We start from the raw sequence: 15,862 nt of genomic DNA, 5'->3' as shown, positions 1-15,862 counted from the left end.
CAATCAGCACCCAAGCGAATAATCGGTGGGTCATTATGGCTAACGCGTTTTATCGTTATTCTTTCGCTGAAATACAGTCAGTTTCTGCCGCGTCGGACGGCTCTTCAGAATGGTTTTTACTAGAAGATTTTGAGAATTTTCGAGAAAGATAAATTTGCAACGATTCTTGTTTTTCAAGTTCGCTTTGGTCTTCGCAAATAATACCCTGTTTGATGAGCGATTCTAGAAGTCGTTCGTCATCTATGCCGCCAGCCATTGAAGATGTGCATATGAGAGCTAATAAGCCACTGATTGATTTCATATTGTATTTTTATTGGTGCCTAGGTTTTGTAACAAAATATAATTAATTTAACGCAAATGTAACTGGCGAGTTCTCATTGAGTGGATCTATATCTCATTATCAACCTTTATGGTTAACATTGTGAAATTCGGCTATTGATAGTTCTGTTGCGTTAATATTTATATTTTATGCATATATAACTTGTATTTGTGTAGATTAGGTTTTTACAGAATAGTGCGGAGCTATATATTCAAAGGACAATGATTAGTGTAACTTAAATTAGCATTTTCTTTTTTAACTATTTATTTTTTGTAGTGTTTTAAAATAAAATAACAAAAAATTTGAAGTTGAATTCGTACTGTAAACCTTGAAGTTAATGCCTATAGGTCATAAGTGATGCTTATAAAGATATAAAATAAGTTTATTTCACCTTTAGAGATAGATTTAATATTATCGATGATAGTCGTTTCTTTTATTAATCAAGTACTTTGTCTGAACTAAACATACTCCTTAAACTTTGCTTTCTATTTATCGCTATGCTCTGTACAAGCGTCAATGCATACCAAGTTGATTATCGTTACAACATGCGTGGACAGTTGGTTGCAGAAAAGGGAGATGAGAAGCATAACTATCATAACCTAGACGCCCTGGGAAATCGCTTAAGCGTTTTGTATGGCTCTAATGGGGCGCATTTAAGTAGCCCCGTTCTGAATGAACCAGCCAATGGTGCAGTATTCAATTTCAGTCAACCGATCTTGTTCTCATGGGAAGCTGTCAATGGCGCAGTCTCCTATGACTTGTGGTTTGGAAAAGATCTATCGAATCTCAAGCAGTTTAAGACGGGTATCAAAGAATCTCAGATAGTGGTTGAGTTGAATCATATTGTAGATAGCCAGCCCAGATACTGGAAAGTCATTGCGAATAATGGTCATGGCATAAGCAGTGCCAGTAATAATAGTACTTTCTCTGCATTAGATAGTGATCGTGATTTGCTCCCCGATCATATTGAAGAGAGCCTCTGCACCTCTTCTCAACATTCCGACAGCGATGGCGATGGTCTTGCTGACAACCTAGAAATACGCTTTGGTGAATCAACCATAACGACCTCTTTTCCTTGTCTTCAAGATAGCGACTTCGACGGAATCGAAGATGCCTACGAAGTCAAAGTGGGCAGCGATCCCATGGTGGTAGACAGCTACCGCAGTGATAGTTGGTCTCACTATGTCGATTGGATTGCTGAAAAGCATCAACAGCAACAAGTTGAGATAGTTTCAACACCAAGAGTATTGGATGTACGTAATAGTGATGGCTATGCCATTTCGGGGATTGCGCCCGATGGGGAAGCATTAAGCTTGACGTACTGGATTAAACACGCTCATAGCGACACTAAACAAACCATGGGTAGTGATGACGATAATGGTCGACGTTTTTATATCGGTGTCGATAAAGAAAATAGTGTCACCTTCGGTGTTGGAAATATATCTACGACGTTGAGTAAAGTTAAGATTGAGGACGAACGTTGGACCCATTTTGCCATGACTTACTCGGGTTCTACGGCCAAGATTTATGTTAACGGTCAGCTAAGGCGTACGTGGAGAGGACTAACATTTAAAGACGTCAGTCAGTATGCACTCTGGTTTGGCGCGCGCCACCAAAAACGAGCCTGGCAGGCCGAAAGTGTGGAAGGAGTGATTGATAATCTGAGCGTCTGGCGGGCAGCGCTGTCTGCTGAAGAGGTTGCAAAGAGCATGTTCAGTCTCGACAGTGTCACCAGTAGCGATTTGGTCGCTTATTACGATTTTAATCATAGCCGCGGCGAATGGGTTCAAAATAAAGTAACGAACAAGTTTGACTTGAAACTTGCGGCAGGTGCGGAGCTGTCAGCAGAAGAAGACTATCTCGATACAGACAGCGATGGACTCGCCGATACATTTGAACAGGCTCTGTGTACTAATAGTGATAATCCCGACAGTGACGGCGATGGTGTTTCCGACGGTGAAGAATTTGGTATTGGTTCCAGACTCGACGTTATATCCGATGCCTGTCAAGTGGATAGTGACAATGATGGTATTCCAGATGACTACGAATATCAGCTGGGAATGAACCCAGCTGTAAATGATGTTCTGAAACTTGACTCTGATACAGGAGAAACGTATTGGCGAGGTTATGTATCGCATTCTGAAAGTGTCGACAGCAATCTTGATGTCATTGTTCAAGACAGGCATTTTGACTTAACGGACAGTCAGGCTTATGCCATTACCGGGCTTACGAATAACCGTGAAGATTTCACGTTAATGTATTGGTTTAAGCCGAAAACGTTGTCGGATCAATATTCTGGTTTTTCGGGTTCAGGTTGGCATAAGCTCGCATTGGGAATAGGTAGAGATAGGGCTATTAAAGGTACATATAATTCATCCTCCAGCGCTATTTCTGTTTACAACAGTAAGTCAATTGTGACAAATCGTTGGCAGCATTTTGCTTTGAGCTGGAACTCCGATACTTACCATGCTCAAGTGTACTTAAATGGCGACTTGGCCTACAGCGGCAGAGTGCCGTCTTGGTACTCTCGAAAAGAGATCCTTGCTTTATGGGTTGGTGCTCAGAATGCGTCGAGTGCGCCCAAGCACTTTATGAATGGTCTAATCGATGATGTTCAGTTTTGGAAACACTCACTCGCCCAACACCAAGTACGCCGTTATATGACCGAGCCTCCGAAAGGTAATGAGCAAGGAATAGTGGCTTATTATGACTTTTCTAAGTCTCGTGGTGCTTGGGTTGACAACAAAGCCAATGACAAGTTTGACCTCAAGTTAACCGATGCCAGTCGTTTAAAGCTTGCCGAACCAAAGCAAGACAGCGATGGCGATGGCCTTTCAGATGCATTTGAATCAGGCCTATGCCTTGATCCAAATCATCCGGATACAGATAACGATGGCCTACCAGATAGACAAGAGCTCGTGCCAGCTAACGGTTTAAAATCGACCAATCCCTGTTCGATAGATACCGACAATGATGGTATTGACGATAAGTTTGAACAAGAAAATGGGTTTGACCCCACTCTCCACGATGTTAATCAAGTGTCGCCACAGAGAAAGATTACTAACTGGCAGTTCTATGCGACTCGTAGTAAAGAAAAACTACTGGCCCAAGGTGAAAAGGTTGAAAGCGTTAGCGGTGAGCTTAATGTGTCGGGTAACCTAGGTTATGCGGTTTCGGGTATCGCGTTTGACAAGTATCAACAGCAAGCGACCTTAATGTATTGGTTTAAAACTGATAAGTCAGATTTGGCGCAGTACAGTGGCGTAAAGAAAGACACCTATAAAGGGCATTATTTAGGTATCGACAAATTCAACAAACCCTTTGCTCGCTCTTGGGGTCAGGTATTAGAAACTAGCGCTACAGTAAAAAGTGATGTCTGGACGCATATTGCGTTGGTTACCTCTGACAACACCAAAAAACTCTATGTTAATGGCCAGCTAGAACAAGTGATTAGCATTAAAGACTATTTAAGTAGCGACACAGCTTCGACCTACGCTATGTGGTTTGGTGCGGTCAATTATCTTGGCAAAGATGTGTTTCACCAAAGTGGTCAGATTGACGATATTCAACTTTGGAGCAAGCCACTTTCTCAGCAGGACATTATCAACTATATGCGCAAGCGTCCCGAGAAAAGCGACAAAAGCTTAGTTGCTTGGTATGACTTTTCGCAGTACCTAGGTAGTTGGGTAAAAAACGCAGCAACTGATACCTATGATCTTCAGTTAGTTAAGGGAGCGCATATTGTTGAATCGGAGCAATCTAACGATAGCGATAGAGACGGGTTGAGTGACGAGTTTGAAACCACCTATTGTACAGACCCTGAGAAAAGCGACAGTGATGGCGATGGCCTGAATGACGGGCAAGAAATCAATGTTGGTGTCATTATCAACGGTCAAAAAGTGACGACAGACCCATGCACCGCAGATACCGATAATGATGGCATCGACGATGCGTTTGAAATTATCAATAGTATGAATCCAGCATTAGCCGATGGTCATATTGTTGATGCACAGGGTCAGCAGACACATTGGCAGCGATATATAGAAGAACTTAACCAAAGTGATGAGTTTCAATCGGCCAGTGAGCAAAACGAACCGGGAGTGTTAGACATCGAAGGTTCAGAAGGGTACGCCATTACAGGTTACTACCCGACTTCTGACCCAGCCACAATTATGTTTTGGTACAAACCCAATGAAGAACTTTTTGTTTACGACCAATCGGTCTCTGGGGTGATAGATGTGAGCAATAGATCGTCATTAGCGTTGGGCCATAGTATGTATGGTGCGCTATATAGAACCGATAGCTATAACAAGATCGCTTATGACCATGACTTAGTTAATGAACAGTGGAATCATTTTGCGTTGAGTATAGGTGATAAGCACACAACGCTGTATATAAATGGTCAGCGTGCCAACGTCAGTAATAGCACTCTAGAAGGAATTGGGTACCCATTTTTCTTAGGCGCGGCCAATATTGAAGGGCTGGCTGGGCGACATATGAATGGCAAATTGAATAACGTCATAAAGTGGAAGCGTGAACTCACTCGTGAAGAAGTCCGCCGTTATATGATCACGCCGCCGAATCCTGAGTCAGACAGTACCTTGGAATGGTTGTATCGCTTTGACCACACTAAACATGGTTGGGTTAAGAATGAGGTGACAAACCTTTATGATCTGAAACTTGTTCACGGTGCGAAAATTTCAGCAGAGCGTCCAGTTGTCGATTTAGATAAGGATGGTCTGGACGACAAGTTAGAAATAGCCAGCTGCTTAGATGCTACACGATCTGACACCGATGGCGATGGTTTGCTGGATGGGCAAGAGTATGGCGTAGACTCAAACTACTCAACGGTTACTGACCCTTGCTTGGCAGATACAGACCTCGACAATATCCCTGATAGTTTTGAACTTGAGCACCAGACTAACCCCTTAATCGCGGACTCTGGGCGTATGGCTAATTCGGCAGACGAGCGAAACAATTGGCAAGTCTATGCAAACTCACAAGTCAAAGAGCTGCCTCAAGCGTCGCAGATGGGTGCAAAACGCGCCTTACAACTTAGTGACAATAGAGGCTACGCCATTAGTAATCACTTTTTTGATTCCCACGATATGACGTTAATGTTCTGGGGACAGTATCAGGAAAAGGGAACCATGCGCCTAGGAAATATGGATACGCACAAGTTAGGCTTTGCCTATGGTGATGTGACATTCGGCGACAAGCATAGTCAGAGGTTTGAGCCTCGAAATCTATCTGAGAATGGTTGGGTTCATCTAACCCTAATTCTTTCAAATACTGGTAAGACCCAGCTCTATGTCAATGGCCTAAAGGTTGATGAGAAATATCCACAGAGAGCAGAGTTGTCTAATGTTTGGGCGACTTATATTGGTGCTGTAAACGACAATGGTATAGCAAAGGAGTATATGGAGGGCTTGGTCGACAATGTTGGTATTTGGAATCGCGCAATCAGTCCTTCGGAAATCTATCAATATATGTTTACCGCTCCGGCGCCTAGTGACGAAGGCCTAGCAGCATGGTACGACTTTACTCACTCCAAAGGCGATTGGATCATGAATCTGGCTACAGGTGAATACGATCTCAAATTAACTCATGGTGCCCACTTAGTAGCGGAACCTAGCGACGAAGACAGTGATGGTGATGGATTGGTTGACCGATTAGAGTTGGCATTTTGTACTGATGGTTTAACCGCTGATAGTGATGGCGACGGGATCAGTGATGGTGATGAACTTTCAGTGGGTAAACCATTTATTCTTATTACCAATCCTTGCGATCCTGACAGTGATCATGATGGTCTAACTGACGATTTTGAACGTGATCATGGCAGTGACGGCTTAATTGCGGATGCCAACTTCGACAGCAATGGCAACGGTATCTCCAATTGGGACGAATACCGAAAAACACAAACCAAACATTTGCCTGAGACATCAGTGGAGTCTGGAACTTTATCGCTTAGCAAAGGTTATGCGATTACTCCGTTCTTCCCTAAAAGCAGCAACTCAACCTTTATGTATTGGTTTAAATCAGACAGTTTGGAATCTCAGTTGTCAGGTGTAAGTGAAAACAGCGAACAACACTATTATGCAGGTGTTGAGTATGCGCAGAGAAAGTTTGCTTGGGGTGAAGATAGAAAAAGTGGGTATTCTTTTAACGAACCAGAATATTCTGTCGATGAGTGGAACCATCTCGCGTTGGTAATAAGTGATGAGCAGATAAAGTTATTTATTAACGGGGTACTTATAACTAAAAGTCCTCGTGCATGGTCAAGCATTGCCGCGCCCTTTAACCATGCATTGTGGTTAGGTGCATTGAATAAACAAGGGCAGGGTTCTGATTACTTTAACGGTTTTATAGACAACGTGCAGATTTGGGATAAAGCGCTCTCCGATAATGAGATAAAGACTCATATGGCCTTAACACCTGACAAGGGCGCTGAAGATTTGCATGCAATGTACGATTTTACTTCTATAAAAGGTAATTGGGTCAAGAATATAGCTAAGGATGAGTATGATCTATTGCTTTTAGGAGATATTCATATCGAAAGCCTCCAAGTTCAAGACTCTGACGGGGATTCCATACCGGATTTTGTTGAAAATCATATCTGCACAGATCTTCATAATTCAGATACTGATGGGGATGGACGCTCTGATGCGGAAGAGTTAAAAGAAGCAACTTCTCCCTGCTCTCAAGAGAGCAATGAAAGTGAGTAGTAGGGGCACACACCGTCTAAACATAAGAAACCAACTGGAACTGTTCCTTTTTAGAAACAACAAGTAACCCATCCAATTAAGGAAATATTGATGCTTTTGGCTATTTTTGTCGCGCTTGCCATTGTCGTTCTTGCGCTACTTCAATCATGCGCGCCAGCAATGGAACCACCTACAGGACCGTTAGGGGTATCTGACAGTGCTTATCAGAAAAGTCACTCTCACCGTGGTGGGACTAGTAACAACGAAGAGGATTGTTATACCTCAAGAGGCGCGCCGATTTGGCATTTTGATTTCAACAACCTTAACCTAGTCGTTCAAGATACGCCAATATGGATAGATTCAGCTTACGGGCCAAGTATTGAGTTTACCCTTACCTACAACGCACTAGGAAAAGAAGACAAACAAAGCTCAGTAGGTTCACGCTGGACACACAATTACGCTGATTACGTTTCTAAACCAAAAGATTCTAGCTCGTTGGTATTGGTGTCAGGTACTGGACGTGTCGATGAATACCAACAAGTAGGAACCAACTATATCTTGAACTCGCAGTCGCTGCTCTCAGGAGAAGCGACACTATTGCCTCGTCTGAGTGTTGAAGAAGACGTGATCAAAGCAACGTATGTTGATGGTAGCTACAAAACGTTTACTCAGGTTAAAAATGGCGACTACCGATTAAGTTCTGTGGTCGATCAAAGCGGTAACGGGCTTAAGTTTGCCTACCAAGACAACCAGCTAATGAGTGTGACTAACGCACTAGAGCAAACTCTTACTCTTAGGTATAACCAGGCCAAGCAAGTTGTCTCAGTGACAGGCCCAACAGGCAATAAGGCTCATTTCGATTACAACCAGAAAGGTGAGCTAATCTCGCTTGAGGACATGCAAGGGTACTCGGCGCAGGTCACTTACGATGATATGGGGATAATCTCATCGTTAACGGATGCCAAAGGAACAACAAAGTTTTTCGTTGAACTCGGGGATCCAGACTCTAGTCGAATTGATGAGTATCCCGCGTTTGGCGACCCGATGGGGATGAGCAGTCGAATGACGGTCGTGAATCCCTTAGGCTACAAAGAAGAGTATTTTTACAACTCGCAAACAGGTAAAGCGTGGTACGTTTCGCCACAGCACTACGTTGATTACGTAGATGTCAATGACAACAATAGTCAGCCTGACGTTCCCAAAACCGTATACGATTATCAGCGATACTCCAAAGGTTATTCTCGTGTTCAACAGGTTACTAGCCCAGATGGTACATGGACTCGTTTCGAATACGACCAAAATCGTAATCTATCCAAAACGGTTTATTCAGATGGTAATTCCGTCAACTATCGCAACAACTCTTTTGGTAAAGTCGTGGAGTTTACTGATACGCTTGATAACAGCACGATCTATGTTTACGATGATCGTCAAAACTTAATTAAAGCGGTTACGCCGACAGGCGAAAAGAGTTTTGAATACAGCCAAAATAACTTACTGATTGGTGCCACTAATTTAAACGGAGCTAACACTCGCTATAAATACAACGACCAAGGGCAGTTATTACAAGTAACGGCTGCTGATGGTAACGTTGTCGACTTTGGTTATTCATCTGGGCGACTCGAATCGATTGTTAGTCAGGGTAAGGCGCTGGCTTCATATCAATATGATGAGCTAGGGCGCGTAACACAAGTTACTGATATACATGGTAAAGCCACGCAATATCGTTATGACCGAATTAACCAACTCACTCATATCAGCAGAGAGGGAAATCGTGATACTGAGATTGTTTATGGGAGTTGTCCTCGCCTTGTAGAGAGCGAAACCCTTCCGGGAGGTCGAGCTTACCAATATCAATATAATTCAGCAAAGCAATTGGTCGCTATCGTTGATCCTATGCAAGGTGTGACACGAATAGAGCGCAATGCTTCTGGGCGTATTGAAGCGTTAATCGACGCCAATCAAAACAAAACAGAATTTGAATACAACTCAGTTGGCCAGTTGACAACCAAGCGTTATGCCGATGGTAGTGAAATCACACACGACTATCAGCAAGGTTATGTTCGCAGTACAACTAACGCTCGTGGCATCACTAAGTCGTTTCACTACAACGATAAAAAACAACTGACTCGCGTCAGTTACAGTGATGCAACGCCAGAGGTTTCCTACCAATACGATACATTAGGCCGATTGAACTCAGTGTCTGATGCTCAAGGTACAACGGGTTATCACTATTATCCCGATGGTCGACTTAAGCGTATCGATGGCCCATGGGAGAGCGATTCCATAGAGCTAGAGTTTGATAAGCTCAACCGTTTTTCATCAGTCACGTTAAACGGCCTTAACTTTGGTCAGTATCAGTACGATGCATTTGGGCGTTTGACCAGTGTTTCGGCGTTAGAGCAAGTGTTTGAAATCACTTACGACGATACACCGCAAAATGTAGCCAGTCGTTTGACATACCCTAACGGTATGGAACAGGTATTAAGTTTTGACGATATTGGTGATATCTCTAAATTGGAGTATCGGAAAGGTGAGAAGACTGTCGGCAACTTTGTTTTCGGTTTTGACATTGCAGGTAAGCTCACCCAATTAGAGTCTAACGAGTTACTCCCTCTAGAGAGCCCACAAACACAAGCCACGTACAATTCACTTAACCAGATCTCCTCGTGGAATGGTGACAGCAACGCTTTTGTTTACGATGCTGATGGGAATTTGATTCAAGGCTTGTTACCAGGTGAGATTCCATTTGTCGCAGACTATGACGCTGAAAACAGACTGACCGCGATTCGTTTTGAGAAAAGTGGCACTCAGGTTGAGGAGCGATTTGAGTATGGTCACGATCATTTTCTAAGAGTGTATCAGCGCTTTGAAAACAATATTAAAACCGCAGAGAAACGTTTTGTTAGCTTAGGCCTTATAGAGCTTCAAGAGCGTGACAGCGAAAATAACGTTTTAGCAAACAATATATGGCGACCAGATAGAAAAGGCGGTGTCGCCGGCTTGTTGATGCGTCAGCAGAGCCAGCAAAATACTTACTACATGACTAACCATCTTGGTCATGTCTATGGTGTGTTCGACCAGGCCGGAGAAAGACTCAGTCAGCGAGGTTATTCGCCTTACGGGCAAGTAAGTGGTGATGATTTCACTCTACAGCCGTTTGGTATGTCGACCAAACGCAGCGATTTTGCCAGTGGGTTGGTTTACTTTGGTTATCGCTTTTACATGCCCAACTTAGGCCGCTGGCTAAACCGTGACCCATTACAGGAGCAAGGCGGGATAAACCTCTATGCGTATGTGGATGGTGACCCGTTAGGGTATGTAGATCCAGATGGGCGTTATAAGTCCAAACCATACAACCCGAGTCCTACCGACCACTTGATATATCCACCTCAAAGAAATAGTCAATGTTATTATGATTGTTATGAAAAGGCAAAGGCAGCGATGTCACCAAGGTCTGCAGTAATGGAGCAAGCACCACACAATAAATCTCTTTCATGTAAACAGCCAACGCAAAAGTGGAATGTATTTGATAAAGAAAAGAGATCAGCAGTTCAGGAGCTTATCGAAGAACTATATGCAGAAGTATCTTGTGATATTGAATGCTCATTAAATACATTATATTGAAGGACTAAAATGAAATTAGAGTATATGAATTTAAGTAGGAACTTCAAACCAAGAGTGAAATCAGACAGAGTCTTTCTGTACAGTTATTTAATTATGGATTATGTAAATGAAATTTAAACAATTTATTCAAGTTGCAATATCGTTGTCATTTGTAGAAGCAACATACAATTTTATTTATGACTTTTTGTATATTGAATTTACAAATGATAATTTGGTATTGCTCGGCATACCATTTGTTAACTTTATATCTATTCCACTACAGTATTTAGTTATTTCATGCATTGCTTGGCCTATTTATTCATGGCTTGTATTGAAAGACATTGAATAGGGTGATGTCCTGTTTTTGCAATAAGACAAAAGTCTTTGTCTCCAAACAAGTGCTGAAGACGAGGTCAGGTCTTTCCTTTTACTATAGGGTAAAGGCTTTGTTTCCGAATAAATAGGTGGTGTCCTTTTCGAGCTACAATGGATTGAAAAACTAGTAAATAAGGTCACATCTCAGTTACCACTTATATATGCCAAACTTGGGCCGCTGGCTTAACCGCGATCCACTCCAAGAGCAAGGGGGGATTAATCTCTATGCGTATGTGGATGGCGACCCGTTAGGGTATGTAGATCCAGATAGAAAAATAAAGGGCAGACCGGTAAATCCCAATCCATGGGACCACGCAGTTTACTCAGGCCAAACGAATAGCCAGTGTATACATGATTGTGTTGAGAATATGAGAAACTTGTGGACAGAAAGTCTTCCAATAGAACCAGAAAGTAGTAATCCGCGAAGCAAAGCTTCATGTGACGCTACGAATAAAAAAACTAGTTCAAATAGTTTTGCTAAAAAAAATCCAAATCCGAGGCGCAGGAAACAGTTTTTTAATATTTTAGATATCTGTCACGTGGAATATATTGTGAATGGAGTTATTAAATGAAAGTAATTGTTAATTACATAATTGTTTTTTTAGTGTCTATTTCGTCATTGTTGTCATTCGATATAATATCGAAAGAAAGGGAATTGGAAATGATTGACATAGTAAAAGAGTGTGAGGTTTTAAAAGAAAATGCCGATAACGGTGATCATAAAGGGTATAAAAAACTAACGGATTGCTATTTTTATGGGATGTTGGGGAGTATAGGTGAGATTAACTATAAGAAAATTGATTATTATCTAGAAATGGCAGTAGATACCATAGATGATGATCAAAGTAAGTTATTACTTGCGCGCTCATATATGCACTATCCTAGCCGAAATTGGTTATATGATAAATCTGAGAAGTTACTAAATAAAGTAAAGGATAAGGATCAACTACAGTACAAAATTTTATATTGTGATGCTATTATTAGTGGAAAGTTTTCAAATAGTGGTAATTATGATTTAACATGTCTAGAGGAAATAATTGATCATGGAAACAAGCCTTCTTTATATGCGTATATGGAAAGTTATAAAAACAATTATCATAATGGATTAGATTATAAGGAAGAATATTTAAATATTTATTATGAAAAAATATCAGATAGCGAATCAGAATCATTAAAGGGGTTTCTTGAAATGAGGTGTTTTTTTATTCCGTTAGAGCAGTGTGATCCTGTTAGTGCTTGGGAGTTAAAATAAAGAATAAGTCCTTGTCTTTTTTACCATTCCTTCTTCGATTCGAATGTTTCTTCAGGAGCGAGCGTTAATGTATACGGTGGATTTGTTTTTTAAGGTAGGAGTAACAACAAATTGAGTGTTTTAGAAATTTCTCGTTTTGTTTTTCCATTGGCGTCTTTTATATGTGTAGTTGTATTGTTCCATTCCCCTCTTATTTTAAAAAATATAGAAATGACAATGGTAGAGTTGGCCCTAGAGACTTCACAATGCTGTTTAGCAAAAAAGATTTTTTGAATGAACAAGGGCTTATGATTAGGGAAAGGTTGCGACTATCCATTAACTGGTCATTTTTTATTTCACTATTGTCTCTTTTGATTATTATTTATGAACAATATGTGGTTGTTATTTAAATTTTTTGTCTGGTTAATTTTGTCTTTCACTTAACAGTATTTATGGGGTATAACAATGATTATATCGTTGATGAAATAGGCAGCTTACTAATATCTTTAGTATGCAAATTTGGTTTTTTTTCTTCCTTTAATGATAGGTATAATAAGTACTCTGTATTGCTCGTATTTGCTTCTTTTATATTGGCGAATTGGTACTATTCTTAATTGAAAATCTACTGATATTTTTAGTTTTATGTTTACACTTAATAGTTTTCATTTTTCGACTGAGATGTCGAGTAGGCTGTACTTCTTAATACTAAGGCCAGGGTTTGCTATTATTATATGATGTTTTAGGTTTCTTCATGATTACCTCTATGGGGGTATTTGGTCTTACGATTACCGTTGGAATTTTTATAATTTGTTACTTCAAAAATGAGAATAAGAATAACTCGCGGTACTTAGAGGATTTCTTTATCATATTTTTCCACCAAAATAAGCTAACGAAAAAGGGTAGAGATGTTCAGAAATTAGTTCGTCGGATACTAATAGGTTCTTTATTAGTTATGTTTGGAGCATTTGGGGTAGCTCATACCTTCGGTATTTGACAGTGTTTATGTCATCGATATACAGCGTCATTATAAGAAAGAAGCTTCAGCTACTTACAATGCCGCAAAGTCAGTACCAGGTACAAGCGTGACGGGATCGCTGCCAGGTAGGCAGGTTGATTTAGCTACAGGGTATGTTGTCGGAGAGCTTTTATGAATAAGAAACTAGTATCTTTAATTCTCTTCATTTTAATTAGTCATTTAGTGACTTTTAGTTTGGCCGACGGGAGAGGAAAGGTTTTTTTCCTAAAACTAAAGAGGTTAGTTAGTCAGAATGTAATATTAGATGATGACACTTGCTATATGATTTCGAGAGATTGGCTATTGCTTTCGAAGAATGAACGGTCATATGGATTTATGTATTTAGATAAGAAGTCTCTGGGTGCTACGATTGCATTTGGAAAGAATATGAGTCAGATACCGGAAGAGAAACGATCGTGGATTAGGCTAGAAGAAGAGATTCGAGGAAAAAAGATATACTTAATTGAGTATAATTGCAAAATTCACTACTTTTCTGATGTGAATACTTTTGAAGCGATCATGGTCGTCGACGATAAAGGAGTATTTAATTATCCAATGCCTTTAATCAAAACCAACATTGATGATTGCTCAATTTGAAGTAAAAATAGAGGATGAATGCTTTTCTTTAAGAAACTATGAAGATTTAGAGTACCTTATAGATCTACTAGAAGGCTGTGCTTATAAAGTATAGGCTCATTTATAAAGGAGTGGATGTAAACAGAATTACGAAAGAGTGAGGTAAGTACTCTGTAAATAATTCTGTGTATCTGCATAGATTACATATATTTAACTTAGGGAGCTGGCTCAATTGGTTTTTGTGTGGTCGGTGTGTTTATCTAATACGGCTATTGCATTGTTCTACAACTAAGGAAGTCGATGTATACTTGTGGGAATTATAATGATCAAATCAGTTAAAATTACCAAAAATAACTACTTGGATTATCAAGATTTTGCTTTAAAACGACTGAGTAAATCACGAGAATGTACAAAAAGTAGCTTTATAAAGAGCATGATAATTGGCTTTTTTATCGCTTCTTTTTTTATGTCAGTCGCTATAAATATTGGAAGGATTAACTTTGCTAGCTTTCATTTGCAAACATTTTTAATGACAATAATACTTATTTTTATATTATTATTGGGTTTCATTTATAACTTAATAAATATAAGAAAATTATCAGTTCCAAATGAAGGTGGTATTATTATTGGCGATAAGACCATAGAGATAACAGAGGAAGGTATTCATGAAATTAATCCATTCGGGAGTTGTTTTTACAAATGGGAGGCTGTTGAGTCAGTAGAGGATAACTGTGGAGATGTTTATATTTTTGTGGATAAGCTTGCTGCTTTGATTATTCCTTCTGATGCATTCGAATCTCAGAGTGACAAAGAGGCAATAATGTCAACATTAAATTGCAAGATATCAAATTACAACCCAAATAAATTGTTGAATTAATTGATGCTTTGTGGAAATTAATTACAAGTTAACAAGGTATTATACCAATATAGGAGGCTTTGTTGCTTAAATCGATGGAACTAAATCAAGAAGCTACGATCTGATCGGCTACATCCATTAATCATCGTAGCCTCATGCCTAAACCTCGTTACAAAACAACTAACTGGAAACAGTACAACAAAGCCTTAATAAACCGTGGCTCTTTGACTTTTTGGATTGATGGTGAAACGAATATTTTCAATGCCGTTGAGAGGTCTGCAAGGTTTTCTCGATTCCGTATTTAAGCTGGCTAACATCCCGCTTGTTTGCCCGCACTACACCTGTATAAGCCGCCGAGCGAAGGAAGTTGAGGTTTCATTTAAACCCAAAACCAGCGGGTCAATACAACATCTGGCCATTGATGCCACTGGTCTCAAGGTTTATGGCGAAGGTGAATGGAAGGTTAAGAAACATGGCACTGATGGGAAGCGCCGAGTCTGGCGTAAACTGCATATCGCAGTAGATACCAGCACCCATGAAATAGTCGCAGCAGAGTTGAGTTTATCTAACGTAACCGATGCCGAAGTGCTCCCCAACTTACTAAAGCAGACACGTCGTAAAATCATCGAGATATCAGGTGATGGAGCTTATGACACAAGGAATTGTCATGATGCTATACGAGTCAAGCGAGCGGCTCCGCTCATCCCGCCACGAGAAGGTGCAGCCTTCTGGGAGCAAGGACATCGTCGTAATCTAGCAGTAGGTTGTCAGAAGCTCCACGGCTCCAACAAGAAGTGGAAAAAGCAGTATGGTTATCATAAGCGTTCACTATCAGAGACAGCAATGTATCGGGTGAAACAGTTGTTAGGTGGGAAATTAAGCCTAAGAAATTACAATGCTCAGGTTGGCGAGACTTACGCTATGATCAAAGCGCTGAACAAGCTTACAGGGCTTGGCATGCCTGAAACTCAGTATATTGTATAAGAACTGAACAGTATTGGGCTATTATGTATTCTCACCTAATTAAGCAACAAAGCCTTTCTGGATGGTAATCGTCGAGGGCTTCATTGCGTGTTCCGGTATTGAGCTTGGCGACGAGTATCAGAATTAAATGAAGCTTTTTTATATCTGAAATAACAGAGTGGCGATAGAGATCCTGACTATGAAAGTAGCCTAGGATAAT

General features: G+C 40.5%; 7 protein-coding genes and 1 pseudogene. 7 read left to right on the top strand and 1 reads right to left on the bottom strand.

Annotation, left to right across the window (positions count from 1 at the left end; all coding sequences use genetic code 11):
- Positions 1-55 precede the first annotated feature (55 nt).
- The gene (locus tag ZX61_RS19610; RefSeq protein ID WP_049846280.1) at positions 56-301 is read right to left on the bottom strand and encodes a hypothetical protein; all 246 of its coding nucleotides are present in this window, start codon (positions 299-301) and stop codon (positions 56-58) included.
- Between the two features lie 563 nt (positions 302-864).
- Between ZX61_RS19610 and ZX61_RS19605 the strand changes: the two genes are divergently transcribed.
- The 7 genes and pseudogenes from ZX61_RS19605 (at position 865) to ZX61_RS19565 (ending at position 15,663) form a co-directional block, all read left to right on the top strand.
- Complete coding sequence (locus ZX61_RS19605) at positions 865-7,044, top strand: LamG domain-containing protein (RefSeq protein ID WP_049846279.1); 6,180 nt, start codon at positions 865-867, stop codon at positions 7,042-7,044.
- 90 nt (positions 7,045-7,134) lie between these two features.
- Positions 7,135-10,647, top strand: a complete 3,513-nt coding sequence (locus ZX61_RS19600) for an RHS repeat domain-containing protein (protein WP_082173523.1) — start codon at positions 7,135-7,137, stop codon at positions 10,645-10,647.
- A gap of 515 nt (positions 10,648-11,162) precedes the next feature.
- Complete coding sequence (locus tag ZX61_RS19590; protein WP_049846277.1) at positions 11,163-11,573, top strand: RHS repeat-associated core domain-containing protein; 411 nt, start codon at positions 11,163-11,165, stop codon at positions 11,571-11,573.
- Positions 11,570-12,253, top strand: a complete 684-nt coding sequence (locus ZX61_RS19585; protein ID WP_049846276.1) for a hypothetical protein — start codon at positions 11,570-11,572, stop codon at positions 12,251-12,253. The genes ZX61_RS19590 and ZX61_RS19585 overlap by 4 nt, the downstream gene beginning before the upstream one ends.
- A gap of 1,126 nt (positions 12,254-13,379) precedes the next feature.
- Entirely contained in the window at positions 13,380-13,844 is a 465-nt protein-coding gene (locus ZX61_RS19575) for a hypothetical protein (protein WP_049846274.1), read from the top strand.
- 301 nt (positions 13,845-14,145) lie between these two features.
- Positions 14,146-14,700 (top strand): YcxB family protein, encoded by a 555-nt coding sequence (locus ZX61_RS19570; protein ID WP_235431363.1) that lies wholly within the window; start codon positions 14,146-14,148, stop codon positions 14,698-14,700.
- A gap of 134 nt (positions 14,701-14,834) precedes the next feature.
- A pseudogene (locus ZX61_RS19565) lies at positions 14,835-15,663 on the top strand (IS5 family transposase).
- Positions 15,664-15,862 lie beyond the last annotated feature (199 nt).

Origin of the sequence: Vibrio sp. VPAP30, from assembly GCF_001188205.1 — a bacterium.
Classification (GTDB): Bacteria; Pseudomonadota; Gammaproteobacteria; order Enterobacterales; family Vibrionaceae; genus Vibrio; species Vibrio bivalvicida.
The sequence above is the reverse complement of the archived record's forward strand: the minus strand, read 5'-3'. Positions and strand labels throughout refer to the sequence as shown.